Here is a 25873-nt window from a genome sequence, read left to right on the forward strand (position 1 = left end):
CAGTGACGCCTGCGGGGAGCTACGGCTTTGGCCTCCGGAAGATCACTGTCCGGATTGAGCCGCCATCGTCACGAAGAACCCGACGACGGGCACAGCACCCAGAATGAATCCGACAATCCCGAGGATTCTCGGCCGAGAGACGATGACTGCGGCGATACCGACAAGAACGGCCGCCGCGCCGACGACGACGGACGCGTAGAACGACAGGACCGCGAGAACGGCGCCGTTCGAGAGGCCCTGTCCGTCCAAGGCGCTGCCGATGATCCAGAAGCCGAGGATCATCAGCGTAGCCACCGCCCCCAGAACGACGGAGGTGATCGCGAGACCGCGGCGGGAACTGCTCGGTGCATTTGTCGTCATACGGAGGACACTAGCGGGCACGAGGTGGGTGCGATGACCCTGCTGACCATGTTTCACGTGAAACCCCGCCCTGAACCTTCCGCTCCGAACGACGAAGCCCGTCACCTCCGTGGGGAGGTGACGGGCTTCGATGCGTCGATGGGTCAGCCGATGAACGCTTCGAGATCCTTCTCGAGGGCGAACTTCGGCTTGGCGCCGATGATGGTCTGCTTGACCTCGCCGCCCTGGAAGACCTTCATCGCCGGGATCGACGTGATCTGGTACTTCATGGCGAGCTCGGGGTTCTCATCGACGTTGAGCTTGAGGATCGTGATCTTCTCGGGATGCTCCGACTGGATCTCGTCGAGCACGGGGGAGACCATGCGACACGGGCCGCACCATTCCGCCCAGAAGTCGACCAGAACGGGACCATCGGCCTGCAGAACGTCCTGCTCCCAGGTCGCCTGGCTCGTCGCCTGTGCACTCATCAGAAACTCTCCTTGATCGTGGGATTCGCCTGCTACAACAGCGGGCGACCGGTATGTGTTCCCGCCTGGTCAGGCGACGATGATCTCCGCGGCCTCCGCAGCGGGAACTTCCACCGACGCGTCCTCGAGGTCGGCGAGGAAGTGCTCCGCGTCGAGCGCGGCGACCGTTCCGGTGCCGGCGGCGGTGATCGCCTGACGGTAGGTGGGGTCGATGACGTCACCGGCCGCGAACACACCGGGTACCGAGGTGCGCGAAGAGCGACCGTCGACCCAGATCGTGCCTTCGGCGGTGAGGTCGAGCTTGCCGTGCACGAGGTGCGTGCGCGGGTCGTTTCCGATCGCGACGAACAGGCCGTCCAGGGGCAGCTCCGACAGCGAGCCGTCGACGGTCGAGCGCAGCTGCACACCCGAGACCGCGCTCTCGCCACGGATCTCTGCGACCTCGGCGTTCCAGATGAACTCGATCTTCTCGTTCGCGAACGCGCGTTCCTGCATGATCTTCGATGCGCGCAGGGAGTCCTTGCGGTGGATGACGTACACCTTCGAAGCGAAGCGGGTGAGGAAGGTCGCTTCCTCCATCGCCGAGTCGCCGCCGCCGACGACCGCGATCGTCTTCTCGCGGAAGAAGAAGCCGTCGCAGGTCGCGCACCACGACACGCCATATCCGGAGAGGCGCTCCTCGCCGGCGACGTCGAGCTTGCGATAGGCCGAGCCGGTCGCGTAGATGACCGTGGACGCCTCATGCACTGCGCCGCTGCCCAGCGTGACCGTCTTGACCGGACCGTTCAGATCGAGCGATGTGACGTCGTCGTAGAGCACCTCGGTGCCGAACTTCTCGGCCTGCTCCTGGAACTTGGCCATCAGTTCGGGACCCTGGATGCCCTCGGGGAAGCCCGGGTAGTTCTCGACCTCGGTGGTGTTCATCAGCTCGCCGCCGACCTCGACCGAGCTGGCGATGAGAAGCGGCTGCAGGCTCGCACGCGCCGCGTAGATGGCAGCTGTGAAACCGGCCGGGCCGGACCCGATGATGATGACCTGACGCATGTGCTCTCCGTTGCTGAAAGTCTGTTCCCCTGCTTCAACCCATGGTAACCGCGGGTCATTCCCTGAGACAGCGCCGACGGACGCTGCAAGGTGAACAGTCTGCGGATGACGCGGGTTCGTCGAGCTCCTGGTCGATCAGCGCTTCGGCAGGAAACGCTGCAGGATCACGGTGGCGACCTTGAGTTCCGGGGCGCGCAGCACGATCAGGACGACGGCGTAGACGATGACGGTGACCCCACCGATCACACTGGTGCCGAGGGCTCCGAGCAGTTTGTCGGCTGCGGACCAGCCGTCGACGCCGCCGAGAAGCAGGAACGTTCCCCAGCCGGCGAAACCGGCCGGGACGGCCGCGATGACGAAACGGCCGATCGAGAGCAGCGTCTGTCCCAGCTCGAGGCCGCCGAGGCGACGTCGCAGCACCCAGACCGCGATGATCATCTGCACGGTGCCGGCGGCCGACTGGCTAAGAGCAATCGCCGCTGCCAGGTGCGAAAGCGGAACGAACAGCGGGATCACGAGTGCCGTGCCGACGATGATCGCGCACTGCACGATCGTGATCCAGAACGGGGTGCGGGTGTCGCCGTATGCGTAGAACGTGCGCTGCACGATGAAGAGTACGGAGAGCGGCAGGAGACCGACGAGGTAGCCGACGAGCACCGGGGCCCCGAGAGCGGCGCCCTCCGCACTGTTGGTGAAGATGCGGGTCGCCGGGACTGAGGCCGCCACCAGAGCGGCGATCGAGACCACGATGAAGAGCGAGACGGCTCGGATGCAGCGCGCGACGTCTCCGCGGACCTCTTCGTCGCGGCCTTCCGCCGCGTGCTCGGAGATCTGCGTGAAGTAGGGAGTACCGATCGATACGGCGAAGATCGAGTAGGGCAGCATGAACAGCAGCCAGGCGTTGCCCATCATGAAACCGGCGGGGAACTGCCCGGACGCCGCCGAGACGACCATCGACTGCACGAGCCCGGCCAGCTGACCGGCGATCACCATGATGAAGGTCCAGCCGGCGAGCCGGCCGATGTCGCGCAGGCCCACACCGCGCCAATGGAAGTCCGGGCGCAGGTGCAGGCCGGTGCGCCGCCAGGCCGCGAGAAGGATCAGGGCCTGGACGGCGATGCCGAGGGTCGCAGTGCCGCCGAGGACGGCGATCATGGTCGGATCCCACATGTCGACGTGCCTGCGGTCGCCACCGAACAGGGCGATGAACACGAGGAAACCGGCGATGGAGATGACGTTGTTCGCAATCGGCGCCCAGGTGTACGGACCGAAGATGCGTTTCGCGTTGAGGGTCTCGCCGATGAGGGCGTAGAGACCGTAGAACAGGATCTGCGGCAGGCACCAGTACGCGAACGCCGTGCCGAGGGCGAGCTGTGCGGGGGTGAACTCGGGCCCGTAGAGATGGACGAGCCACGGCGCCGCGATGACTGCCAGGGTTGTCGCGGCGAGGAAGACGATGGTTCCGAGCGTGAAGACCTTCGAGATGAAGGCCTGACCGCCGTCTTTGTGGGCCGCGGACTTGATGATCTGAGGAATGATCACCGCGGTCAGGATGCCGGTCTGAATGAGCGTGAAGACATTGTTCGGAAGCTGGTTCGCGATGCCGAAGGCGTCCGGCGCACGCCCGATCTCACCGATCGCCGCCACCAGCACGATCGTGCGCAGCAATCCCGTCAGCCGTGAGACGAGCGTTCCCGCTCCGAGAATCGCGCTCGCTCGGCCGAGACTGCTCAACGTTCCTCCTCGAGCGGGGCCGCCTCGGCCTCCGCATCCGCTTCCTCAACGTCTGTCTCGGCATCCGATGCATCCGACGCCTCAGCCGCCTCATGCCGCCGCCGGCGACGCACCGTGCGGACGACTCCCACGACGATCAGCAGTGCGGCCAGCCCGCCGAAGATGATCAGGCCGATGCTCTCCCATTCGGCGCGCACCGAGACGTCCGCATACCGCGTCGTGCCGATGTCGACCCCAGTCGGGCTCTTCAGGCTCAGTTCCACCTCGAGGTCGCCGCTGCCGAGGCGCGCGGCCACCGGAACCTTGACGCGGGTGTTGCTGGCGGCGTCCGCGGTGACCTCGGTCTCGCGTTGCACGTCGAGGCGCAGGTCGGAGGGCTCCGCGAAAAGGCGCACGTTCACCGGCCACGGCAGGTCGTTGCGCACCCAGAAGCCGAACTCGGCATTCGCGCCGTACAGCTGGATCAGGCTCGACGGCTCGATGCCGACGGCGTCGAGAGTGGTCTGCGTGGCCGCGCGATGGGTGGTGATCGCCTCCGCGAACTCCTCGGCCGTCGAGCCGACCCCGATCACGCGGAGGATCCGGATGCGTTCAGGACTGAGGAGCACCTGCGGGTCGGTGAGGATCGACGAGAACTCGTTCAGAGTCGCTTCGTCAGCGAGCAGGTTCTGCAGGGCCGTGGCTCGGGACCCATCGGGCTCTGCCGTCAGAGTGACGGATGCCCGCGGTGCGGCCCGCAACGCGGAGAGCTCGAAGGCCGGGGTGTCGACGGCCGAGATGGCGGCGCGCAGCGCTTCGGCGGTGCGCGTCTCGTTCCGCTCCAGCGCGACGAGAAGCGGAACGCCCGGCGCGCTCTGCGCCGCCAGGACGAGATGCGCATTCGCCGCCGCGAGGGAGCGCGCCCGCGCGTCGGCGTCGGGCTCTGTCGCGGCAGAGGAGAGGGCGGCCGAGACGGCGGCGTCCGTGATGAGGAGGTCGTTCTCGCCCACGGCGGCGTGCCCGCTGGTCTTCTCGCCGATGGAGGTGGATGGCAGGATCGTCGTTCCTGGCCCGCCCAGGTATCCGGCGAACGTGGCGAGGTCGTCGCCGGTGACGTCGCCGCGCGGCCACAGGATGCCGGGCATCGCCCCGGGAACCGTCGTCAGTTCGGCATCGTCGGGCAGGCTCGGCTCAGCGGTCGGTTCCGGTGTGGGTGTCGGTGTCGCCGTGCTCGGGATGCTCGGGAACATCTTCGGGTCGAGGAAGGTGCGCAGGCTGGTCGGTTCGAGCAGCGCGGGGAGTGCGGCGTGCGCCTGCGTGGCGGCATCCGCGTCGCCGAACTGCAGGGCGAAGCGTTCGTTGGGGAGCTCCTCGAGACGAGTGAGCCATTCGACGACACTCGTCGGCGCTGCTGTACCCAGGGCACGGATGGCGGCGAGGATGGCGGGGTCGATCGCGAGCGCGGCGGCGGTGCCGACGACGCCGTCGAGCTGAGCGGTGAGCGCGCCGTCCGGGGCGGTCAGAGTGGTCAGTTCGTCGAGGGTGAGCAGCGCCCCACCGGTGGGAGTCGCGGTGATCGGCACGATCACGCCCACCTGCGGGGCCGTTGCGGCGGTGATCACGAGGACGCTCGTCGACGAGACCTCGGTCAGGATGGCCGTGTCGGAATCGAGGTCGTCGGTGGTGGCCCCGTCGAGTCCGGCGCGCAGGGGATAGATGCCGGGGGCGAGGTCGGCGAGCGACTCCTGCGGAACGACCACGTTCGCCGTCGTCGACCCACGGGGATCGACGGATGCCGTGTCATCGGCGCCCAGCGGCGCGAACACGGCGTCGGTCGTTCCTTCATCCAGCCAGGCCGTCAGGGCCGCGCTGTCGGCAAGAGGTGTGCGACCCAGTTCGAGCACCACGCGCCCCGCGGAGACCTCGGCATCGGTGCTGTTCTGCACGGTGAGCGCAGCCGTGGTCGCGGTTCCCGGCGCCACCGATCCGTGCACGCCGATGGAGATGAACAGTTCCACCGATCCGTCTTCGACCTGCTCATCGGTCGCGGCGTAGCTCGCAGAGGCCCCCCCACCGCAGACGCCCAGAACGATCGCGAATGCGACCGCGCTGCGCGCGAGCCGCAGCAGCTGCGCGCGAAGGCCGGTTTCGGGAGTGTTCACGGTCATAGGGTCTTCCTCGAACGCCGGCGACGCTGGCTGCTCGTGAGTACTGACCTTGTGATTCTAGGTGGGCGACTGAAGGAGAACCCTGAACACGCGTAGAGTGACGGCCGTGTCCGACACCTCTGCACCCGTTCCGGAGCCCCTGCACTGCGCGGCTCTCGCCGCCGACCTCGATGCCGCGGACTTCCGCTCCGAACCGCTCCGACGGTTGTGGGGAGAGGACGCCGACGATGCTCTCGGGCGAGGGATGCGCGAGCCGATCCTGCGCGCGATCGCGGGCGACGAGGGAGTGCTCGCGACGCTCGGGCGTCTGTTCGTGCTCGGGATGCCGCAGCCGTCGCACCTCGTCGAGGCCGCTGTTCCACGGCTCGGCGTGGCAGGTCTGACCGCTCTCGGGCTGGCTGAGGTCAGCGCGGAGACAGTAGTGCCGACCGCGCTGCTGCGGCCGCAGTCGTTCGTCGACGCCGACGGCGTCGGGGAGTGGTGGATCGCGAGCGATCTCGACGAGGTCGCGCTCGGAACGGCTCTTCCTGCCGATCACGTGCTCGGCGTCGGCGGTGCCTCGCGCACCCTTGCCGAGATCATCATGCCGATCGAGGTCGATCGTGCCCTCGATCTGGGCACCGGATGCGGCATCCAGGCCCTTCTGGTCGCCCGATACGCGGGCACGGTCATCGCGACCGACATCTCGGCACGCGCCCTGGCCTACGCGGAGATCAATGCCCGGATCAACGGCGTCTCGAACATCACGTTCCGCCAGGGCAGCATGTTCGAACCGGTCGCAGGCGAGGCGTTCGACCTGGTGGTGTCGAACCCGCCGTTCGTGATCACCCCGCGCGGCGACGGTGTGCCGGAGTACGAGTACCGCGACGGCGGACTCATCGGCGATGCACTCGTCGAGCAGTTCATCCGTGACGTTCCGGCGTACCTGACGCCCGGCGGGGTCGCTCAACTGCTCGGCAACTGGGAGTCGCGCAACGGTGCGTCCGGGCTGGATCGGCTGTCCTCGTGGGTTCGGGATGATCTCGACCTGTGGGTGATCCAGCGGGAGGAACTCACTCCACTGGGCTACGCGGAGCTGTGGATCCGCGACGGAGGCACGACGCCGAGGGACGCCGCATTCACGCCGTTGCTCACCGCGTGGCTCGACGATTTCGCGGAGCGTGGCGTGACCTCGATCGGATTCGGGTACGTGCTGCTGCGGCGTCGTCCTGTCGATGGTTCGCCGCTGCGGCGGATCGAGACCGTGTCGCAGCCGGTGTCGGGTGTCGGGGTGGCGCTGCGTGACGGCCTTGCCGCGCACGATCTGCTCAGCTCCGGGCTGCCGGTGACTCTCGTCACGGCTGCTGACGTCACGGAGGCGCGGCACCTGCTCCCCGGAGACGATGATCCGAGCGTGATCGAACTGCGTCAGGGCGGCGGCTTCGCCCGCACGCTGTCGGTCGATCCGGCGCTCGCCGCGTTCGTCGGCGCCTGCGACGGCGAACTGACCGTCATGCAGATCGCCGCGGCGCTCGCCGATCTGTTCGAGGTGCCGTTCGCCGACCTGTGGGCCGATCTCGAGCCCCGCATCCGTTCGCTCGTGTTCGACGGATTCCTGGCTCCTGCCGCATCGTGAGCGTCTGCACACGGGAATAGTCGACAGCATCCATTCGTTCGCATAGATCATGAAGGCTTTCGGATTCCTCTCGTTCGGGCACTACGCCGACGTGCCCGGTTCGGCGACCCGCACCGCCGGCGACATGCTGAAGCAGACCATCGAGATCGCCGAGGGTGCCGACGAGATCGGCGTGAACGGCGCCTACGTGCGCGTGCACCACTGGGCTCGTCAGGCGGCCTCCCCGATGCCACTGCTCAGCGCGATGGCTGCGCGGACGAAGCGCATCGAGGTCGGCACCGGCGTCATCGACATGCGGTACGAGAACCCTCTGCAGTTCGCCGAGGAGGCGGCCGCTCTCGACTTCATCGCCGACGGGCGCATCGCGCTCGGCGTGAGCCGCGGGTCACCCGAGACGGCGCTGCGTGGGTACGAGACGTTCGGGTATGTCGATGAAGAGGATGCCGAGCGCGGCAGCGTGCTCGCCCGCGAGAAGTTCGACCTGTTCCTCGCCGCCATCGAGGGTGAGCGCATCGCTCCCGGCGACCCGAGGATGGTCGGCGCCGGGCATTACCTGGCGATCGAGCCGCAATCGCCGACCCTGCGCGACCACATCTGGTGGGGATCCGGTTCGCGGGCGACCGCCGAGGACACCGGGCGCCGCGGCCTAAACATGATGAGCTCGACACTCCTCACCGAAGCGACGGGCGTGCCGTTCCACGAACTGCAGCGCGAGCAGATCGACCTGTACCGCGCCGCCTATAAGGCGGCGGGTCACACCGGCACTCCCCGGGTCTCGGTCAGCCGAAGTGTCTTCCCGCTCATCTCCGACATGGACCGCGCCTACTTCGGCCTTCGTTCCGAGGAGAGCAGCGATCAGGTCGGCATCATCGACGGCTTCCGCTCGACGTTCGGCAAGACGTATGCCGCGGAGCCGGACGTGCTCATCTCGCAGCTTCTCGCCGATGAGGCGGTGATGGCCGCGGACACCCTCATGCTGACCATCCCGAACCAGCTCGGCGTCGACTACAACCTGCACGTGCTGGAGTCGTTCGCGAAGCACGTCGCGCCGGCACTGGGCTGGAAGCCGAACACGGAAGGACCCGTCGAGGGGTACCCGATCTAGGTCGACGAATCGCCAGTGGGATACTGACGCCATGACGGATTGGGAGCACACGCCCACGCCAGGAGCGGGCGGACCGCTTCTCGGTGGTGCGCTCTGCCTCATCGGTGGAGGCGCGGGCCTTGTGGTCCTGGTACCCGGGTCCGGATGGGTTGTCGTCGCCTGGTTCAGTGCCGGGGTCGTTCTGCTCGGTGCAGTGCTTCTGACCGTCGGAGGCATCAAGCTCCTCCGCGCGCGTCGCGCTGCAACGAAAGACCGCGCATGACAGGCCGCCTGAGCAAGGTCGATATCCGTGAGGCCTCCTTCCCAGAGGACGAAGCATCCGTGTCTGCTCTGCTCGGGGACTATCTTCGGCAGACGGAGGCGGAGAAGGGGGATCACGGCCTCGCCCCACGAGCAGCTGTACTCCCGGATCGCTACGCGCGCGAGATCTCCGACCCCGAGAAATCGCTGGCCGGGATGCGCGTGCTCGTCGCATCGGTCGACAGTGCGGATTGCGGGATCATCGTCGTCACGAGGACAGCGGGCGCGTCAGAGGTCAAGCGCTTCTGGACGACACCGCCAGCGCGAGGTCACGGCGTGGGAAGCGCACTGATCCGTGAAGCACTTCGGGATGCTTCTCGACCGGTGAGACTTTCGGTGTGGGATTGGCGCGAGCCGGCGATCCTCTTGTATCGAAAGTTGGGATTCTCTCCCGCCGCTCCCTGGGACGCGCGTGACAGGCTTCTGTTCTTCGAGCTCGCCTGAGCACCGCTGGACGCACATCCGTCCCGACCGAGGAACCGCCTTCGCTACGGTGGGACGCATGAGCTACGCAGGGGACTCGTCGGTCGGTGGACGCGTGAGAGATGTTGAGAAGGACTACGCGCAGCGTCAGACGAAGCTGTTCCGCAACTTCGCCCTCGTCGAGGGAACCGTGCTGCTGATCGTGGTGGTGGCCGTCTACGTGCTCGGACTCGTCGACTCCGAGGTGGGAGTCTGGATCCTCGCCGGTGTCGCGCTGATCGGAGGCGTGGCGCTCAGCACGCTCCTCATGCGGCACCTGAAGAACCGCGCCGCGGCCCTCGCGCAGGCCAGGGGCGAGAACCCGCTGTTCTGACCACGCCGACGCCGCCGCCGCGCGCCGACGCCGCCGCCGCGCGCCGACGACAGCCGGCGTCAGCCCTGCTCGACGCCGAAGAGGCCTCGTCCGTGCTTGTGCAGCAGGTTGTAGGCATCTTCGTAGGTCTGCGGCTCCTCGTCGTCCGGCAGGCCGTAGCGCGCGAGCAGCAGACCGAGCAGCCCGTGCGCCGGTGGCGTGAGCGGCTTGTCCTTGTGCGCGTGCGCCGGATGCGGCGGGGTCGCCTCGGGGTTCTCCGGAGTGAACGACGGCGTCGTCTCGGGCCAGTCCGCCGGATGCCGCGGCTTGTCGAGGTTGATGACGTTGAACATGGTGTTCGCCGTGGCATCGCGTCGGGTGAGCGGCTTGAGGCCGTGCAGCCTGCTCAGCGTCGCGATGACCGAGCCGTGGTGCATCTCGTCATTGATGACGGTGCCGCGCCGGGTGTACGCGGACACGGCGATGGCGGGAACACGGCAGCCGAGCCGGTCGAACTCGAACCCCATCTCGCCGGGATCATCTGCCGGGCTCGGCGAAGTCGCCTCCGGCGGCGGCACGTGGTCGTAGCATCCGCCGTGCTCGTCGAACGTGATCAACAGCATCGTGTTGACCGCGTTGGAGCCCTTGGCGGACTTGCTCTGCCGGATCGCCGTGTAGATGTCGTGGATGAGCTCGTCACCGGCGCGCACGTCGGAGTGGGCGCTGTTGATCACGTCGGAACCGAAGACGTCGCTCTCATGCAATGCCCCGAATGGCGGGTGGAAGTCGTTGTGGTTGTAGACCATGCGCGGCTCGATGAACGCGTATGCCGGTAGCTCACCGTGCTCGGCATCCGCGTAGAAGTCGTCCATCGTGCCGAAGTGCTCGGTCTTCCAGAACTTCTCCAGCACCGGCGCGTGCAGCACCCCGGTGAAGGACACCATCTGCAGTTCGTCGAAGTAGATCTTCCAGCTCAGGCCGGCGTCTTCGAGGCGGTTGAAGATCGTCGGTGCCGCGGGGGCGTCGAGCCACTTGTCGTAGCCGCCGCCGTGCTTGTTCGTGACGAAGCCATGCGAGGTGGAGGCGTGGAAGAACGACCGGTTGCAGAACGTCTGCGACGGAACGGCGCAGAACCAGCTGTCGAAGACGGCGAACTCCTTCGCCAGCGTCGAGAGAGTCGGCAGCATCTGCGGCGAGAACGAACCCATGATCTGACTGGCTTCGTCGGCGGTGGGAGCGGTGCCCTTCTTCAGGCGCATGTAATTGATGATGTAGTCGGTGAGGAAGCCGCTCATCGTCGGCTGCTCACCGTTCTGCGGTGTGTTGAACGGCGGCTGCATCTGCTCCACGAACAGGGCCGAGTTCGATTCCGGCACGACCGTGTTGAAGATCTGGGTGTTGACGTGCGGGAACTCCTCACCGGGATCAGGGTTGGGATAGCCCATGATCTTGTCGGTGTCGCCCTGGTAGATGTGCGCGGGAACCCACGTCGTGCCGTCGACCGAGAAGTTGCCGTAGTCGCCGAAGTTGAGGCCGTCGAAGGTCTGCCCCTCCGGCAGATCCTCCTTCGAATACAGATAGCCGAGCAGGTTGTCGAACGAGCGGTTCTCGCCCATCACGACGACGAGGTGATCGAACCCGGGCGCGTGCCGCGGAGCGAGAGCGCCGAAGTCGGTCGATCCCTCGAGGAAGCCCTGACGCTCACCGATCGCATTCCCGATCACTGCCCCGCCGACGCCGCCCGCCACCGCGCCCGCGACGGCCGCGCCGCCGATCTTGAAGAAGTCGCGCCGAGAGGTGGCGCGCTGGGCCGCCGCGAGCTCTTCGGGGGACGGCTCGTCGTTGTCGGTCATGACGCCGATCCTATATATCGCCGTCGGAACTCGGGAGGAAGGACTCGGCGCAGGCCGGCGGGGCAGGGGCACCCCGCACCGGCCCCGGTACGCTGGAACCCATGCTCAACATGGCCGACGGCCTGGCCCGCCTCGGCGCGCTCGCCGCGCATCCCGTCGTCGCGACGCTCGCGCGCGCCTTCGCCGACGCCGGCTTCGACCTCGCCGTCGTTGGTGGTCCGGTGCGCGATGCACTGCTGGGACGCCCGACGAACGACCTCGACTTCACCACCGACGCGTTGCCGGACGACATCCTCCGCATCGTGAAGCCCATCGCCACGGCGCACTGGGACATCGGCCGCGCCTTCGGCACGATCGGCGCCCGCGTGCAGGGCGAGCAGGTCGAGATCACCACCTATCGGGCCGACAGCTACGACGGCGTCACCCGCAAGCCGACCGTCGAGTTCGGCGACACGATCGACGGCGACCTCGCCCGCCGGGACTTCACCGTCAACGCGATGGCGCTGCAGGTTCCCGCGGTCAAGCTGGTCGACCCGACCGGCGGCGTCGAAGACCTCGTCGCCCGCATCCTGCGCACGCCGGCCGACCCGGCCGTGAGCTTCGGCGATGACCCGCTGCGGATGCTCCGCGCCGCCCGGTTCAGCGCCCAGCTCGGCTTCGATATCGAAGAGAGCACCCTTGAGGCGATCGAGCGACTTCGCGCGACCCTCAAGATCGTCAGTCCCGAGCGCATCCAGTCCGAGCTGGTGCGCCTCATGCAGACCGACGATCCGGTGCGCGGCATCCGCGTGCTCGTCGACACCGGTCTCATCGAAGAGTTCCTCCCCGAGGTCAGCGCGCTGCGCCTCGAGGTCGATGAGCACCACCACCACAAGGACGTCTACGAGCACTCGCTGACCGTTCTCGCCCAGGCCATCGAGCTCGAACACACCCGCAACCCGGGCGCCGAGCCCGATGTCGCGCTGCGCATCGCCGCGCTGTTGCACGACATCGGCAAGCCGCGCACGCGCAAGCTCGAAGACGGCGGCGTCGTCACCTTCCACCACCACGACATCGTCGGGGCGCGGATGGCGCGCAAGCGGATGCAGTCCCTGCGTTTCGACGGCGACACGACGGATGCCGTCGCGACACTGATCGAACTGCACCTGCGTTTCTTCGGCTACGCCGAGGGTGCATGGACGGATGCCGCGGTGCGGCGGTATGTGCGCGACGCCGGCGATCTGCTGGAGCGGCTGCACATCCTCACCCGCGCCGACGTGACCACCCGGAACAAGCGCAAGGCTTCGCGTCTCGCCAGCGCCTATGACGATATCGAGTCGCGCATCGCGGCCCTCCGCGAGCAGGAGGAGCTCGACTCGATCCGCCCCGAGGTCGACGGCAACCGCATCCAAGAGGTGCTCGGGATCAAACCGGGCCGTGAGGTCGGCGAGGCCTACCGCTTCCTGCTGGATCTGCGCCTCGACGAGGGTGTGCTGGGGGCGGATGCCGCCGAGCAGCGCCTGCGCGAGTGGTGGGCCGCCCGAGACTGACCGTTCGAGAGCCTGTTCCGCGCGGATGGGAACGCTCCTATGCTGGGGTGCGGGGCAGGTCGGAGAGGATCGGAGGCCCGTTGGCGGCATCATGGTCTTCCTCGCGCGACGGCGAACCCGCGGCGTCACGCCTCCTCATCGAGCGTGCGCACGAAGAACTGCTCGCCGGTAACCTCGACGATCAGCGGCTGCAGCATGTCCGGCCGCTCATCCGAGCATCCTGGGAGCGCTCCTGGCGTGGCCGTGTCGGCCCCGAGGGCGCCCCGCTGCTGGAATTCGTCCCCGAGGAACTGGAGGCGTACCGGCTGTCGCACCCGCTCGCCTCGGTGATGGACATGATCCGCGCCCTGCTGCTTCCCGGCACCGCCGAGGATTCCGGTGTGATCGTCGCCGTCGGCGATCAGGCGGGACGACTGCTCTGGGTGGAGGGCGATCGGCAGCTGCGATCGCTCACGGGTGACATGGGCTTCGTGGCCGGCGCGAACTGGTCGGAGGATGCCGTCGGAACGGCAGCCCCCGGCACCGCGCTCGCCCTCGGACAGACCGTGCAGATCCATGGCGCGGAGCACTACAACAGGCTCGTGCATCCGTGGTCCTGCACGGCCGCGCCGGTGCGCGACCCCGAGACGATGCGGGTGCTGGGTGTGATCGATGTCACGGGCGGGGCGGAGGCGGTCACGCTGCAGGCGCGCATGCTGGTGGATGCCACGGCGCGTGCGGTCGAGTCGGAGATCATGGTCGCCCGTCTGCGTGCGCGGAGCGAGGCGCCGCGGGCGCGCACGACGAAGCACCAGGCGCCGAGCGCGGCTCGCGCGACGCTGCGAGTCCTCGGGCGGGATCGCGCTCGACTGGAGGCGATGTCGGCGCACGAGGAGATCGTCACCGAACTCAGCGCCCGGCACGCGGCGATTCTGCTGATGCTCGCCGTGCACCGTCAAGGTCTGTCGGCTGAGCGTCTGTGCGAACTCGTCTACGGCGGCGACGTCTCGCCGGATACGTTGCGCCCCGAGATGGTGCGCCTGCGCAAGGTGCTCGAGCGCAGCGCACCTGAACTCGTGCCGGAGTCTCGTCCGTATCGGCTCACCGCCGTATTGGAGACCGATGCGCATGACGTGCTCTCGCTCCTCGATCGCGGCGCGCACCGAGTCGCTCTGACGGCCTATCGGGGTCCGGTCCTGCCCGAATCGACCTCCCCCGGCGTGGAGGAGTTCCGGGAAACCGTGAGATCGGCGCTGCGGGAGGCGATGCGGTCCGAGGCGAGCCTCGACGTGCTCCTGGCATACGCGGAGATCCCGGAGGGACAGGTGGATGCCGAGGCGCTCCGGCTCGCGCTGGAGATGCTTCCGGCGCGTTCGCCGAAGCGGGCCAGCCTCGTCGCGAGGATCGAACGCCTCGAGAGCGCCTGAGCCGACAGGACCTGCAACCCGGCGCAACGTTGCGCACCGGGGTGCAACCTCCGCCGACCTACCGTCGAGGGACAGCCACGCAGCATCGACGCTGCGGCCCGTCGAAGGAGTCACGATGACCATCGTCGAAGAGAACGTGTCCACCGCCTATGCGGCCCCGGGTCGGCCCGGAGCGCTTGCCGACTACCGCCCCCGCTACGGCCACTACATCGGCGGCGAGTTCGTCGCCCCGGTCAAGGGCCAGTATTTCGAGAACATCAGCCCGGTCAACGGCAAGCCGTTCACCGAGGTCGGCCGCGGCACCAGTGAGGACATCGACCGCGCGGTCGATGTCGCCTGGAAGGCGTTCGCGGGCTGGGGCAAGACCAGCCCGGCGGAGCGCGCTGTCGTCCTCAACAGAATCGCGGATCGCATCGAGGAGAACCTGGAGCGCATCGCGATCGCCGAGACCTGGGAGAACGGAAAGCCGATCCGCGAGACCCTCGCGGCCGACATCCCTCTCGCCGTCGATCATTTCCGCTACTTCGCGGGGGTGCTTCGGGCCCAGGAGGGCGGGATCAGTCAGTTGGATGAGAACACCGTCGCGTACCACTTCCACGAACCGCTCGGCGTGGTCGGACAGATCATCCCCTGGAACTTCCCGATCCTGATGGCCGTCTGGAAACTCGCGCCGGCGCTCGCCGCTGGCAACTGCGTCGTCATCAAGCCCGCCGAGCAGACACCGGCATCCCTGCTCTTCCTGTTCGAGATCATCGGCGACCTGCTTCCGGCCGGCGTCGTCAACATCGTCAACGGCTTCGGTATCGAGGCGGGGGCGCCGCTCGCCCAGCACAAGCGCATTCGCAAGGTGGCGTTCACGGGAGAGACGACGACCGGGCGCCTCATCATGCAGTACGCCTCGCAGAACCTCATCCCGGTCACCCTCGAGCTCGGGGGGAAGAGTCCGAACGTCTTCTTCGAGGACGTCGCCCGTTCGACATCCGACCCGTACTACGACAAGGCCCTGGAGGGTTTCACGATGTTCGCCCTCAACCAGGGTGAGGTGTGCACGTGCCCGTCCCGAGCATTGATCCAGCGGTCGATCTACGACGGCTTCCTCGCCGACGGACTCGAGCGCGTCGGCAAGGTCATCCAGGGCAACCCACTCGACCCTGCCACGATGATCGGTGCGCAGGCGTCGAACGACCAGCTCGAGAAGATCCTCAGCTACATCGACATCGGCACGCAGGGCGGGGCGCGGCTGCTGACCGGCGGAGAACGCGTCGACCTCGGTGGTGATCTCAGCGACGGCTATTACGTCGCCCCCACCGTCTTCGAGGGTACGAACGACATGCGCATCTTCCAGGAGGAGATCTTCGGTCCGGTGCTGTCGGTGACCTCGTTCGATGGCTTCGACGACGCGATCGGCATCGCGAACGACACTCTCTACGGCCTCGGTGCCGGCGTCTGGAGCCGCAGCGGTGACATCGCCTATCGCGCGGGGCGGGCGATCGAGGCCGGGCGAGTGTGGACGAACACCTACCACCAGTACCCGGCGCATGCCGCGTTCGGCGGGTACAAGCAGTCGGGCATCGGCCGCGAGAATCACAAGATGATGCTCGATCACTATCAGCAGACGAAGAATCTGCTCGTCTCGTACGCCGAAGGGCCGATGGGCTTCTTCTGAGCTGCCAACAGATCCGGGCGGGTGTCGGGGGACACCCGCCCGGCACCACGCAGGAAGGAGCACGATCATGGTCAGTACCGACACGTGCCGACGGGTTGCGGTCACGGATGCCGCGGCATCCCTCGTCCGTGAGCTCTCGGCGCAGCACGGGCCGCTCATGTTCCATCAGTCCGGCGGATGCTGCGATGGTTCGTCACCGATGTGCTATCCCGTGGGGATGTTCATCACCGGGCCGAGTGACGTTCTTCTCGGTTCACTGGACGTGGGCCTGGATGCCGAGATCGAAGTGTTCATGTCGGAGCCGCAGTTCGAGTACTGGAAGTACACCCATCTCACCATTGATGTCGTAACAGGACGCGGCGCCGGCTTCAGCGTTGAGGGTCCGACGGGCATGCGGTTCCTCATCCGTTCCCGCATGCTGAACGACGCAGAGCTGGAGCACTTCGGCCTCGCGTCGTCCTCGACCTGAGGTCACGCCGCATTCAGACGCATGGACGCAACCGCCCGCAACGTATGCGGGTATACCCTTTCCCGCATACGCCGTGCAGCGTCAGTCCCCAGCTGACCGCAGGCGTGGGCGGCATTGCCGTCGTACGGAGGGGGAGTCGATCTTCTTCCGATCCCGAGGGGGGATGGGGTGGACGCTGGTTCCCCAACAGGCGCCCACCCCGACACCCGCTTCTCATCCGGTACCGCTCAGCGCAGCTGCATCCAGAACCAGAGCACGCCGAACCCGATCATGACCACGATCGGCAGCCAGGTGAAGCGGCGCTTGAGACGCCGCCCCTGCTGCGCGACGCCCGGCGGGGGAGTGAGCATTCCGGCAGGCGCCGCGAAGGGCAGTGCCTGGTGGGTTCCCGCCACGGATGCCGCGGCGGGGTTCTCTTCGAGCAGTCGTTCGTCGCGCCAGCGCGCCCACTGGTCGAACTTGGTGATCAGTGCGCCGACGGTGCCGAACAACCACGCCCAGGTCGCCGCATCGAGGGTCGAGACCTGGCGCTTCGTGTAGAGGAACAACCAGTCGTCGACGATCTCGACATCGAGCTGCGCGGCGTTGTCGATGAATCGCGCCATGATGTCGGGCGTGAACAGGTACAGGGCGTCGCGCTCGTAGCCGGCCGGGCAGTACAGCGCGAAGTACTTGTCGAAATCGCCCTCGAGAGAGAGGCGCTGCTCCTTCTGGAACGCCGCCGGCAGGTTCGACCCGAACATCGAGTTGTTGCCTTCGGCGTCGAGGACGATGTTCGGCAGCGGCACGTCGAGCTTCACGGCGACGTAGCCCCAGCTGTAGGTGGTCGAGTTCTTCCCGGATTTCACCGTGTACTGGTAGTTCCCGAACTCGACGAACCGCGGTGAGGTTCCGCGCACCAGGTCTTTCGCGACACGTCCGCCACCGATGCTGAAGATCATGCCGGGCAGCGGTGGATCGGAAACCTTGGCCTCGTAGCTCATCCCGTTCGCCTGTGCGAAGCGATGCAGGCGGTAGCGGCGCTCGCGTGCTCCGCGAACACCGACCCACGCCAGCGCACCGCCGCCGACGAGGATCACGGCGAGGATGACCAGCGGGATGGCGGCGGTCCAGGGCGACCTGCTCGACGAGGCGATCGCGACGACGACCGTCGCGGTGACCGGAATGAACACCAGCGCGGCGATGACGAGCGAGACGATGGCGATGATCGTCGACACGGAGGGTCCAGACGTGCCCCGCGCCCGCAATTCCGCGGCGAAAGCGCTCACTCCTCGAGGATCGACCGCATCCGTGAGCGGGCGGTCATCGAAGGTGAACTCCGGTCGGGTGGATGTCATCGGTTCACCTCGTCGGCATCGTCGGTGAGGTCGGCGCCCTCGGGGATCTGCAGAGCTTCGAGCCGTTCGTCGGCGCAGATCGCCGCGATCAGTGCTTCCGATCCGGCGACGATCGTCGAATCGAAGTCGACCTCGCTGACCAGCACCCAGGCGTGGTCGTCGGGCCAGAGGATGCTGGGACTCTGCGCCGCGGGCGGGAAGCCGTGCTCCTCGGCCAGGCGGTCGCGCCACGGCGCGTCGAGGATCCACTCGGGGTGCGCGAAGGTCCGCGGTGCTGCAGAGAACAGGACATGACGACGGTCGGGGAGTTCGAGTCTCGGGCCTTCGGAGATCTCTCGGGAGAGGATTCCCTCCTGCCACGTCTTCCTCCGGAACACGCTGTTGAAGGGGTCGCGACCGCTGCGGCCGAGCATCGCCTGATGGTTCGGATCGTCGCTGAACGTGTAGAACGCTCGTGACGGGCCGTGACCACGGAATCCGAGGAGGCCGCCCCATCCCTCCCAGACCGCCGCCCATCCGGCATCCGGGGTCGACGTGTGCGCGACGAGGTGCTCGGCGACGGCGGCGAGCGACTCGATCTCCAGCCCGCCGATTGGCGGATCCTGGTAACGCCACCCGGCGCTGTCGCGCGGGCCGTCCTCGTTCTCGACGATGCGCCCCGGCGCGACGAGGTGCTGCCATTGCGCTTCGCGATGCATCTTCGTGCCCATCGCGGCGGCGGTGTCTGCCCAGCTCACCTGTTCACCGATGATCTCCGGGTCGCGTGCCTGGAAGGCATCCCACGCGTGGCGGTGCGCGTCGTAGGGGAGTCCCGGCCACTCGTCTCCGACCGGGCGGTCGCGGCGCGCGGGGTGGAACACGCGCGCGTACGCCGGGTAGCCGCGCGGCACCACGACGTGCATGGTCCAGGCGTCCGTGCCCGTCGAAACGCCGTCGTCGAGTCGCTCGCGCAGCCAGCTCCCGGCCGACGGATCCGCTGTCCACTCCATGGGGACCACGCTACCCGGGCGCTGCGGACCGGCCGCGCCCACCCGCCGCGCCCCCGGCTACGGTGGAAGCCGTTCGGGTCCGCACCGCCAGGAGGAAGAATGTACGCACCGGAGTATCCGATCCGCACCGAGCGGCTGCTGTTGCGCCCGCTCACGCTGGATGACGCCGCGCCGATGCTCGTCTACAAGTCGGATGCCGATGCGGTGCGCTACGTCCCGTACGGGCAGCTCTCGCTGCCCGATATCGAGGACAGGATTCAGAATCGGTGGTCGACCACCCGCTTCGAGAAGCAGGATGACGCCGTCTGCCTGGGTATCGAGGAACGGGAGACCGGCCGGCTGGTCGGGGACGTGGTGCTGTTCTGGCGGAGCGAGATCGTGAGGGCGAGGTCGGCTACATCCTCGACCCCGCACAATCCGGCAAGGGCTATGCGACGGAAGCCGTGGCCGCCCTTCTCGAGCTCGGGTTCGAGGGGCTCGGGCTGCACCGGATCGCGGCACGCATCGACGAACGGAACACCTCATCCGCACGGGTCGTGGATCGGCTGGGGTTTCGTCAGGAGGCGCGCCTGGTGGAGAGCTCCTGGTTCAAGGAGGAGTGGACGACGCTGCTGATCTACGGCCTGCTCGACAGGGAGTGGCGCGCTCGTCGCGCGGCCGGTGTCGGAGCGCATCCCTCATAATCGAGGGGTGAACCCGACTGCAACCATCCCCTCCCTCGACGGCCGCCGATTCCGGATGGTGTCTTCCACGACGTCGGCTGTCGACCCTGACGCGCCGAGCGAGTTCGTCTACTGGGAGCGGGACGGTGCGATCTGGGGCGAGTATTCCGGCGACACCGTGACGTTCGGCCGATTCGTCGGCACGCGCACGGCCGACTCGATCTGGGTGTCGTTCGTGCACGTGCTGGTGTCCGACGGCACGGTGGTCACCGGCGACGGCGAGAGCGAGCTCGAACTCACCGCGGACGGACTCATCCGCCTCGTGGAGCACTACGAGATGCACGGCGCACCGCAGCTCAGCGTGTGCGAAGAGGTTGCAACGCACTGACCGCTGCGGCGGGCATCAGCGCGGCGGCAACGTGTCCCGGCCGGGCGATGCCGGCGTCCAGCGGGTCATTCCCAACGGGATCTCGGTGTTGCGCTCGGGAAGATCCGACGGCAGCAGATAGGCACGGCGGATCACCTCGTCGAGAACGACGACGCTGACCACCGTGCGCACCTCCGGAAGTTGCGCGATCACACCAGTGGAGAATTCATGCACGCCGCCGACATCGACGGCGCGGATCAGGAGCATCGCGTCGTGCTCGCCTGTGGTGATGGCACACCACTCCACATCGGGCATCTCCGTCACGCGCTCGCGGAACGACGCCCAGGACTGCGGCATCACGGTCACGAACACGAGGGCGGCGATCGACAGTCCTGCCTTCGCCGGATCCACTCGGGCGCTGAACCCGGTGATCACGCCATCGTGCACAAGGGATTCGACCCGCGTGTACGCACTCGCCCGCGAGATGCCGACCCGCTCGGCGAGAGCCGCGATCGAGACGCGGCCGTTCTCGCGCAGCACGTCCAGAATTCTGTACGACACATCATCCAGTGGCATGGCACTTCGTCCAGATTGCTTCGGGACTTCCGTGTCTCTACTGGACATACTGCTCCTCGATAAGGGGTTCGGCATCAGAACTTCACAGCGTTACGCATTCTTGATAGACGGATCGTCGCATATCGTGGGAATCTGATCCCGGTCGTCCACAACGGTGCCGACTTACCCGAATGTACTCCTCGCCCTTGGAGGTCGCCATGGTGTCGCCCCGAAGCACATCGTTCATCGCCCTGGGAGCCGTCGCGCTCCTGGCCCTCGCCGGCTGCTCCGGCGGAAACTCCGCGAACAACGGCGGCGGAGACTCCGACGGTGGCGGCTCGCTCGTCATCGACACGGCGTTCTCCATCGAGACGGGTGACCCCGGTCACACCTACGACCCGACGGGCAACATGATCGCGAAGGCGCTCTATGAGACCCTCGTCGACTTCGAGGGCTCGGACGTCTCGACCCCGGTCGCCGGTCTCGCCTCGTGGGAGCAGAACGACACCGCGACCGAGTTCACCTTCACGCTGGAGGGGGACCGCGTCTTCTCCGACGGCTCGGCGATCGAGGCGAAGGACGTGGTCTTCACGCTGCAGCGCGTCCAGGGCATGGTCGACGCGAAGCCCAACTTCCTCCTCGGCGGTCTCACGGTCACCGAGGTCGACGAGAAGACGATCTCGATCACGTCCGAGACTCCGCTCCTGCAGCTGCCCGCGATCCTCGCGAACCCCGCGCTCGGCATCGTCAACTCCGACGTCGTGATCGAGAACGGCGGTGCGATCGACGGCACCGACAGCGCGCAGAAGTTCCTCGACGGCGAGTCCGCCGGATCCGGCCCGTTCACACTCGACACGCTCGATCTCTCCTCGCAGGTCGTCCTGACGAAGAACGATGAGTACAACGGCGACGAAGAGGCCGGGTACGACCGCGTCGTCGTGCGCAACGTCTCCGAGAGCGCGACGCAGCTCGCCAACCTCAAGGGCGGCGACTCGATGGTCGCGATGGACCTCAACGGCGACCAGGTCGCGGGACTCGGCGACGGCCTCGAGGTCGAATCGGTGCCGTCCGGCCAGACGATCTTCCTGCTCCTCAACCAGTCGGATGCCGTCGCAGGAGAGCTCGCGAACGTGAAGATCGCCGAGGCGATCCGCTACGCGCTCGACTACGACGCGCTGCTCGAACTGGCCGGTGCCGGCGCCGTGCAGGCCACCGGCGTCATCCCGCCCGGATTCGAGGGCGCCCTGGACAGCGGTGTCGAGCAGGATCTCGACAAGGCAGAGGCCGCGCTCGCCGAGGCGGGCTACACGGGCCAGACCCTGAAGCTGCAGTTCCCGAACGACTACCCGGTCGGCGGCGTGGAGTTCACTCCGCTCGCCGAGCGCGTTCAGGCGCAGCTGGGCGATGCCGGCATCAAGGTCGAGCTCGCCCCGCAGCCGTTCGCCACCGAGCTCGATGCCTACGTCAACGGCACCGAAGGCTTCGGCCTGTGGTTCTGGGGTCCGGACTACGCCGACTCGGCGAACTTCCTCCCCTTCGGACCGGGCCTGAAGGTCGGCCTGCGCTCAGGCTGGGCCGCAGAGGCGAACCCGGAGATCGCGGGCATCGCTGCGGATGCCGCCAGCGCCACGGATGCTGCGCAGCGCACCTCCGCGTTCACGGCATTTGCCGAGGCGATGCAGGCCGAAGGCCCCTTCGTGCCGCTGATCGTCCCCGGTCGCAACATCGCCACGGCGGACGCCGTCACCGGCGCCGTGTACAACTCGGTGTGGGAGATGGACATCGCCGAGATCAACCCCGCCGGCTGAGCGGGCTGCTCTCATGACGACAGTTGCAGTGAGGCAGCAGGCGACGCGGCGCAGGTCGCCGCTCGCCGGCTACCTGCTGCGCCGCATCGGCACCTCGCTGCTCCTGCTCGTTGGCGTCACCATCGTCACGTTCGCGCTGACCAACCTGGTGCCCGGAGACCCCGTCTCCGCGGCGCTGGGCGAGGGAGCATCGCAGAACCCGGCGACGCGCGAGGCGTTCATCAAGGAGCACGGCCTCGACCAGCCGCTGATCGTGCAGTACTTCATCTATATGGGGAACCTGCTCCGCGGAGACCTCGGAACGTCGCTGGTGACCGGTCGCCCGGTCGCCAGCGACCTCGCCACCGCCGTGCCGGCCACGATCGAGATCGCGATCGCCGCGATCATCCTCAGCCTCGCGGTGAGCACCGTGCTCGGTACCCTCGCCGCGTACCGCCGGGGCCTCGTCACCGACCAGGTGATCCGCGTGGTGACCCTGATCGGGCTGAGCGTGCCGACCTTCTGGTTGGCTCTGGTCAGCTTCTACATCTTCTTCCTGCAGCTGCACATCGCACCGGGATCCGGACGCATCTCGCCATCGATCACTCCGCCGCCGAAGGTGACGGGCATGTACACGATCGACTACCTCCTGAACGGCGACGGCGTCGGGTACTTCGACGCACTGGCACACCTCGGTCTGCCGGTGATGGTGCTGTCGCTTGTCACCATCGGCCTGCTCACGCGCTTCATCCGCACCTCGGTGCTCGAAGTGCTCGGCAGCGACTACGTCAGGGCGGCCAGGGCGAAGGGCTTGCCCGCCATGCGCGTGATCCTCGGCTACGTGCTCCGTGGTGCATCCCTTCCGATCCTCACCGTCGTCGGCGTCGCGTTCGGATCGCTGCTATCCGGCACCGTGCTCGTCGAGTCGGTGTTCGCCTGGCCGGGCCTGGGTACCTACGCCTACAACTCGGCGGCGAACCTCGACCTCCCCGGCATCATGGGTGTCGGCCTCGTCGTCGGACTCATCTACCTCCTCATCAACTTCGTCGTCGATCTGCTCTACGGCGTCCTCGACCCGAGAGTGAGGATCGCATGAGCCGCATCGACGCAGCGTCCGGACCCTGGCGGTTCCGCTTCCGCTGGCCGCGCGCCTGGCGCACTCCGCTCGGCGTGATCGGCACGCTGATCGCGGCCGCCTGGATCATCGTCGCCTTCACCGCGCAGTGGTGGGTGCCGTTCGGCCCGAACGCACAGGTGCTGCCGCGCCTGCAGCCGCCGGGCATCGACACGCTTCTCGGCACCGACGGCAACGGCCGTGACATCTTCTCGCGGCTGATGACCGGCGCGACCGTGAGCCTTCCGCTCGCACTCATGCTCGTGATCGCCGCGATGGTGATCGGCACCGTCATCGGCGCCGTTGCCGGATACTTCGGCGGCTGGGTCGACGAGACCCTCATGCGCATCACCGACCTCTTCATGGCGTTCCCCACCGTCATCCTCGCGATGGTCGTCGCCGCATCCCTCGGCCCCTCGCTGTTCAACGCGGTGATCGCTGCGGTCGTGGTGTCATGGCCGCAGTACTCCCGTGTCACCAGGAGCATCGTGCTGGGGCTCCGCGGGCAGAACTACGTGATCGCCGGGCGCCTGCTCGGCCACTCGCCGCTGCGGACGCTCTTCGTCGACATCCTCCCGAACATCGCCGGTCCCGTGCTGGTGCTCGCCACCCTCGACATCGGCGCGGCGATCCTGCTGCTGTCCGGGCTGTCCTTCCTCGGCCTCGGTGCGCAGCCGCCGACCGCCGAGTGGGGGTCGATGATCTCGGCCGCGATCCAGAACTTCGATGCCTGGTGGCTGGGCGTGTTCCCCGGACTCGCGATCCTCACGGTCGTCCTCGCGTTCAACTTCCTCGGGGACGCGATGCGCGATGTCCTCGACCCGACGGCTGAGGTGACGCACGAGAAGCAGGCGGAGCGCGTCGCAGATGCGAAGGGGGTGGCCGCATGAGCGCCGCGAGCGTCCTCAGCATCCGCGACCTGACCATCGACATCGGTCGTCCTCTCGTCCGCGGTGTCTCCCTGGAACTCGAGCCGGGTCGCATCCACGGCCTGGCGGGTGAATCCGGTTCCGGCAAGACACTGACCGCACTGGCCGTGCTCGGCCTGCTGCCGCGGCAGGCGCGCGCCGGCGGTTCCATCACGCTCGGTGGTGAAGAACTGCTCGGCATGCCCCGTCGCGCGCTGAATCGCATCCGCGGCCGACGGGTCGCGATGGTCTTCCAGGACCCATCGGCATCTCTGCATCCGCAGCTCCCGGTCGGCCGCCAGCTCACCGACCACATGCGGGTGCACCTCGGACTCCGCGGCGACGCGGCGCGGAACCGCGCGGTGGAACTGCTCGAGACCGTGCAGGTGCCGAATCCCGCCGAGGCCCTCAAACGCTATCCGCACCAGTTCTCGGGAGGTCAGCGCCAGCGCATCGCGATCGCGTGCGCCCTCGCCTGCGACCCCGAGGTGCTCCTCGCCGACGAGCCGACGACGGCGCTCGATGTCACCGTGCAGGCGGGGATCCTGCGCCTGCTGCGCGACCTCGCGTCCGAGCGCGAACTCGCGGTGCTGCTCGTCACGCACGATCTGGGCGTCATGAGCGCCATCGCCGACGAGGTGATGGTGATGAAGGACGGCCAGGTCGTCGAGCGTGCCGACAGGGCGACGCTGTTCCGCTCACCGCAGCACGAATACACCAGGAAGCTTCTCGCGGCACTGCCCGGGTCACGGATCGAGGAGGACGGGAATGAGTGAGATCGCTGTCCTCGATGCGAGGGACGTCGTGGTGCGATACCCCGGCAATCCTCCGGTGATCGCCGTCGACGGGGTGTCCCTGCAGGTGGCCGCGGGGGAGACCGTGGCGCTGGTCGGCGAATCCGGCAGCGGCAAATCGAGCCTCGCCCGCGCCGTGGTGGGCATCGAGAAGATCGCGGCCGGGAGCGTGCGATTCCGCGATGCCGAGGTCGCGCCGCTCGGCATCCGCCGCCGCCCGACCGCTCTCACCGGCATCCAGATGGTGTTCCAGGATCCATCGACCTCGCTCAACCCGCGTCGCCGGGTCGGCGACCAGATCGCCGACGGCATCGCCACCGCGAGACACCGCGGCGAAGCAGGGTCACGGGTCGAGGAGTGGCTGGAGCGCGTCGGTCTGCCCACCCAGGTCGCGACGCGCTTCCCGCACCAGTTCTCCGGCGGTCAGAAGCAGCGCATCGCCATCGCCAGGGCGCTCGCCGCACGACCTGCTCTGCTGGTCGCCGACGAGCCGATCTCGGCGCTGGACGCGTCCACCCAGACGAGCGTCGCTGCCCTGATGCGCGACCTCGTCGCGGAAGCGGGGGCGGGGATGCTGTTCATCTCGCACGACCTCGCGGTGGTGCAGCGCATCGCCGACCGCACGCTCGTCATGTACGGCGGCCAGGTGCTGGAATCCGGCCCCACTGCCGAGTTGTGGGCCGAGCCGCAGCATCCGTACACCCGATCGCTGCTGGCCGCCATCCCGGAGCCGGATGGGGCAGGGCGAATTCCCGATGCGCCGACGGCCGAGGACCGGCTGAACTGGATCGAGGTCGCGCCGATCGTGCGCTGAGCGGGCCGGCACCGGTCACTCGCTGTTCACCCGGGCGTCGCCCGCCGGAAAGCGGGGAGTGCCACCATGCCGGATA

24 protein-coding genes and 1 pseudogene are annotated in these 25873 nt (G+C 67.6%); 16 read left to right on the top strand and 9 right to left on the bottom strand.

Annotated elements, in window-relative coordinates:
- Nucleotides 1-42: 42 nt before the first annotated feature.
- From LTA6_RS06280 to LTA6_RS06300, 5 genes are all read right to left on the bottom strand, one after another.
- Complete coding sequence (locus LTA6_RS06280) at nt 43-360, bottom strand: hypothetical protein (protein WP_341976691.1); 318 nt, start codon at nt 358-360, stop codon at nt 43-45.
- Nucleotides 361-503: 143 nt separating this feature from the next.
- Nucleotides 504-827: a thioredoxin gene (gene trxA, locus LTA6_RS06285; RefSeq protein ID WP_102193608.1), complete on the bottom strand. Its 324-nt coding sequence runs from the start codon at nt 825-827 to the stop codon at nt 504-506.
- 69 nt (nt 828-896) lie between these two features.
- The gene (gene trxB / locus LTA6_RS06290; RefSeq protein WP_407358949.1) at nt 897-1871 is read right to left on the bottom strand and encodes a thioredoxin-disulfide reductase; all 975 of its coding nucleotides are present in this window, start codon (nt 1869-1871) and stop codon (nt 897-899) included.
- 135 nt (nt 1872-2006) lie between these two features.
- Nucleotides 2007-3605 (bottom strand): murein biosynthesis integral membrane protein MurJ, encoded by a 1599-nt coding sequence (murJ, locus tag LTA6_RS06295; RefSeq protein ID WP_407358950.1) that lies wholly within the window; start codon nt 3603-3605, stop codon nt 2007-2009.
- On the bottom strand, nt 3602-5752 hold the full coding sequence (locus LTA6_RS06300) for a DUF6049 family protein (RefSeq protein WP_407358951.1): 2151 nt from the start codon (nt 5750-5752) through the stop codon (nt 3602-3604). The genes murJ and LTA6_RS06300 overlap by 4 nt, the downstream gene beginning before the upstream one ends.
- Nucleotides 5753-5849: 97 nt before the next feature.
- Between LTA6_RS06300 and LTA6_RS06305 the strand changes: the two genes are divergently transcribed.
- The 5 genes from LTA6_RS06305 to LTA6_RS06325 are packed head-to-tail and all read left to right on the top strand — an operon-like array spanning nt 5850 to nt 9568.
- On the top strand, nt 5850-7367 hold the full coding sequence (locus tag LTA6_RS06305; protein ID WP_407358952.1) for a methyltransferase: 1518 nt from the start codon (nt 5850-5852) through the stop codon (nt 7365-7367).
- A 49-nt stretch (nt 7368-7416) separates the two neighbouring features.
- On the top strand, nt 7417-8472 hold the full coding sequence (locus LTA6_RS06310; RefSeq protein WP_407358953.1) for an LLM class flavin-dependent oxidoreductase: 1056 nt from the start codon (nt 7417-7419) through the stop codon (nt 8470-8472).
- 31 nt (nt 8473-8503) lie between these two features.
- Nucleotides 8504-8734: a hypothetical protein gene (locus tag LTA6_RS06315; RefSeq protein ID WP_407358954.1), complete on the top strand. Its 231-nt coding sequence runs from the start codon at nt 8504-8506 to the stop codon at nt 8732-8734.
- Nucleotides 8731-9216 carry a GNAT family N-acetyltransferase gene (locus LTA6_RS06320; RefSeq protein WP_407358955.1) on the top strand — a complete coding sequence of 162 codons (486 nt, stop codon included), beginning with the start codon at nt 8731-8733 and terminating at the stop codon, nt 9214-9216. Before LTA6_RS06315 ends, LTA6_RS06320 begins: the two co-directional genes overlap by 4 nt.
- A gap of 58 nt (nt 9217-9274) precedes the next feature.
- Nucleotides 9275-9568 carry a hypothetical protein gene (locus LTA6_RS06325; protein ID WP_363549914.1) on the top strand — a complete coding sequence of 98 codons (294 nt, stop codon included), beginning with the start codon at nt 9275-9277 and terminating at the stop codon, nt 9566-9568.
- A gap of 59 nt (nt 9569-9627) precedes the next feature.
- Here the strand turns inward: LTA6_RS06325 and LTA6_RS06330 are convergent, their stop codons facing one another.
- Nucleotides 9628-11400: an alkaline phosphatase family protein gene (locus LTA6_RS06330; protein ID WP_407358956.1), complete on the bottom strand. Its 1773-nt coding sequence runs from the start codon at nt 11398-11400 to the stop codon at nt 9628-9630.
- Between the two features lie 101 nt (nt 11401-11501).
- Here LTA6_RS06330 and LTA6_RS06335 point away from each other — a divergent pair, with 101 nt between their 5' ends.
- The 4 genes from LTA6_RS06335 to LTA6_RS06350 all read left to right on the top strand — a co-directional run bounded on the left by LTA6_RS06335 (nt 11502) and on the right by LTA6_RS06350 (nt 16470).
- Nucleotides 11502-12929: a CCA tRNA nucleotidyltransferase gene (locus LTA6_RS06335; RefSeq protein WP_407358957.1), complete on the top strand. Its 1428-nt coding sequence runs from the start codon at nt 11502-11504 to the stop codon at nt 12927-12929.
- An 80-nt stretch (nt 12930-13009) separates the two neighbouring features.
- Entirely contained in the window at nt 13010-14335 is a 1326-nt protein-coding gene (locus LTA6_RS06340; RefSeq protein ID WP_407358958.1) for a GAF domain-containing protein, read from the top strand.
- Nucleotides 14336-14450: 115 nt separating this feature from the next.
- Nucleotides 14451-16001, top strand: a complete 1551-nt coding sequence (locus tag LTA6_RS06345; protein WP_341976703.1) for an aldehyde dehydrogenase family protein — start codon at nt 14451-14453, stop codon at nt 15999-16001.
- Between the two features lie 67 nt (nt 16002-16068).
- Nucleotides 16069-16470: a DUF779 domain-containing protein gene (locus LTA6_RS06350; RefSeq protein ID WP_407358959.1), complete on the top strand. Its 402-nt coding sequence runs from the start codon at nt 16069-16071 to the stop codon at nt 16468-16470.
- A gap of 227 nt (nt 16471-16697) precedes the next feature.
- Here LTA6_RS06350 and LTA6_RS06355 read toward each other — a convergent pair whose 3' ends face one another.
- Both LTA6_RS06355 and LTA6_RS06360 read right to left on the bottom strand, forming a co-directional pair.
- Nucleotides 16698-17807 (bottom strand): hypothetical protein, encoded by a 1110-nt coding sequence (locus tag LTA6_RS06355; protein ID WP_407358960.1) that lies wholly within the window; start codon nt 17805-17807, stop codon nt 16698-16700.
- Nucleotides 17804-18796, bottom strand: a complete 993-nt coding sequence (locus LTA6_RS06360) for a hypothetical protein (RefSeq protein WP_407358961.1) — start codon at nt 18794-18796, stop codon at nt 17804-17806. The genes LTA6_RS06355 and LTA6_RS06360 overlap by 4 nt, the downstream gene beginning before the upstream one ends.
- Nucleotides 18797-18970: 174 nt before the next feature.
- On the opposite strand from LTA6_RS06360, the pseudogene LTA6_RS06365 reads away from it, so the two are divergent.
- Nucleotides 18971-19479 (top strand): annotated as a pseudogene (locus LTA6_RS06365) (GNAT family N-acetyltransferase).
- 7 nt (nt 19480-19486) lie between these two features.
- Entirely contained in the window at nt 19487-19846 is a 360-nt protein-coding gene (locus LTA6_RS06370) for a hypothetical protein (protein ID WP_407358962.1), read from the top strand.
- A 15-nt stretch (nt 19847-19861) separates the two neighbouring features.
- Here LTA6_RS06370 and LTA6_RS06375 read toward each other — a convergent pair whose 3' ends face one another.
- Nucleotides 19862-20401 (bottom strand): Lrp/AsnC family transcriptional regulator, encoded by a 540-nt coding sequence (locus LTA6_RS06375; protein ID WP_407358963.1) that lies wholly within the window; start codon nt 20399-20401, stop codon nt 19862-19864.
- A gap of 197 nt (nt 20402-20598) precedes the next feature.
- On the opposite strand from LTA6_RS06375, the gene LTA6_RS06380 reads away from it, so the two are divergent.
- Genes LTA6_RS06380 through LTA6_RS06400 form a run of 5 tightly spaced genes read left to right on the top strand, consistent with a single transcriptional unit; the run spans nt 20599 to nt 25797 of the window.
- Entirely contained in the window at nt 20599-22188 is a 1590-nt protein-coding gene (locus tag LTA6_RS06380) for an ABC transporter substrate-binding protein (protein ID WP_407358964.1), read from the top strand.
- A gap of 13 nt (nt 22189-22201) precedes the next feature.
- Nucleotides 22202-23263, top strand: a complete 1062-nt coding sequence (locus LTA6_RS06385) for an ABC transporter permease (RefSeq protein ID WP_341976711.1) — start codon at nt 22202-22204, stop codon at nt 23261-23263.
- A complete protein-coding gene (locus tag LTA6_RS06390) occupies nt 23260-24171 on the top strand; it encodes an ABC transporter permease (RefSeq protein WP_341976712.1) in 912 nt (303 codons plus the stop codon). The genes LTA6_RS06385 and LTA6_RS06390 overlap by 4 nt, the downstream gene beginning before the upstream one ends.
- On the top strand, nt 24168-24965 hold the full coding sequence (locus LTA6_RS06395; protein WP_407358965.1) for an ABC transporter ATP-binding protein: 798 nt from the start codon (nt 24168-24170) through the stop codon (nt 24963-24965). The genes LTA6_RS06390 and LTA6_RS06395 overlap by 4 nt, the downstream gene beginning before the upstream one ends.
- Entirely contained in the window at nt 24958-25797 is an 840-nt protein-coding gene (locus tag LTA6_RS06400; RefSeq protein ID WP_407358966.1) for an ABC transporter ATP-binding protein, read from the top strand. The genes LTA6_RS06395 and LTA6_RS06400 overlap by 8 nt, the downstream gene beginning before the upstream one ends.
- Nucleotides 25798-25873: the final 76 nt, after the last annotated feature.

It is taken from the genome of Microbacterium sp. LTA6, assembly GCF_045690355.1.
Classification (GTDB): domain Bacteria; phylum Actinomycetota; class Actinomycetes; order Actinomycetales; family Microbacteriaceae; genus Microbacterium.

Excerpts from the sequence above, each read along its gene's own strand:
- LTA6_RS06280 (WP_341976691.1), bottom strand. The coding sequence starts at position 360 with ATGACGACAAATGCACCGAGCAGTTCCCGCCGCGGTCTCGCGATCACC.
- trxA (WP_102193608.1), bottom strand. The coding sequence starts at position 827 with ATGAGTGCACAGGCGACGAGCCAGGCGACCTGGGAGCAGGACGTTCTG.
- trxB (WP_407358949.1), bottom strand. The coding sequence starts at position 1,871 with ATGCGTCAGGTCATCATCATCGGGTCCGGCCCGGCCGGTTTCACAGCT.
- LTA6_RS06300 (WP_407358951.1), bottom strand. The coding sequence starts at position 5,752 with ATGACCGTGAACACTCCCGAAACCGGCCTTCGCGCGCAGCTGCTGCGG.
- LTA6_RS06310 (WP_407358953.1), top strand. The coding sequence starts at position 7,417 with ATGAAGGCTTTCGGATTCCTCTCGTTCGGGCACTACGCCGACGTGCCC.
- LTA6_RS06315 (WP_407358954.1), top strand. The coding sequence starts at position 8,504 with ATGACGGATTGGGAGCACACGCCCACGCCAGGAGCGGGCGGACCGCTT.
- LTA6_RS06320 (WP_407358955.1), top strand. The coding sequence starts at position 8,731 with ATGACAGGCCGCCTGAGCAAGGTCGATATCCGTGAGGCCTCCTTCCCA.
- LTA6_RS06325 (WP_363549914.1), top strand. The coding sequence starts at position 9,275 with ATGAGCTACGCAGGGGACTCGTCGGTCGGTGGACGCGTGAGAGATGTT.
- LTA6_RS06330 (WP_407358956.1), bottom strand. The coding sequence starts at position 11,400 with ATGACCGACAACGACGAGCCGTCCCCCGAAGAGCTCGCGGCGGCCCAG.
- LTA6_RS06335 (WP_407358957.1), top strand. The coding sequence starts at position 11,502 with ATGCTCAACATGGCCGACGGCCTGGCCCGCCTCGGCGCGCTCGCCGCG.
- LTA6_RS06345 (WP_341976703.1), top strand. The coding sequence starts at position 14,451 with ATGACCATCGTCGAAGAGAACGTGTCCACCGCCTATGCGGCCCCGGGT.
- LTA6_RS06350 (WP_407358959.1), top strand. The coding sequence starts at position 16,069 with ATGGTCAGTACCGACACGTGCCGACGGGTTGCGGTCACGGATGCCGCG.
- LTA6_RS06355 (WP_407358960.1), bottom strand. The coding sequence starts at position 17,807 with ATGACATCCACCCGACCGGAGTTCACCTTCGATGACCGCCCGCTCACG.
- LTA6_RS06360 (WP_407358961.1), bottom strand. The coding sequence starts at position 18,796 with ATGGAGTGGACAGCGGATCCGTCGGCCGGGAGCTGGCTGCGCGAGCGA.
- LTA6_RS06375 (WP_407358963.1), bottom strand. The coding sequence starts at position 20,401 with ATGCCACTGGATGATGTGTCGTACAGAATTCTGGACGTGCTGCGCGAG.
- LTA6_RS06380 (WP_407358964.1), top strand. The coding sequence starts at position 20,599 with ATGGTGTCGCCCCGAAGCACATCGTTCATCGCCCTGGGAGCCGTCGCG.
- LTA6_RS06385 (WP_341976711.1), top strand. The coding sequence starts at position 22,202 with ATGACGACAGTTGCAGTGAGGCAGCAGGCGACGCGGCGCAGGTCGCCG.
- LTA6_RS06390 (WP_341976712.1), top strand. The coding sequence starts at position 23,260 with ATGAGCCGCATCGACGCAGCGTCCGGACCCTGGCGGTTCCGCTTCCGC.
- LTA6_RS06395 (WP_407358965.1), top strand. The coding sequence starts at position 24,168 with ATGAGCGCCGCGAGCGTCCTCAGCATCCGCGACCTGACCATCGACATC.
- LTA6_RS06400 (WP_407358966.1), top strand. The coding sequence starts at position 24,958 with ATGAGTGAGATCGCTGTCCTCGATGCGAGGGACGTCGTGGTGCGATAC.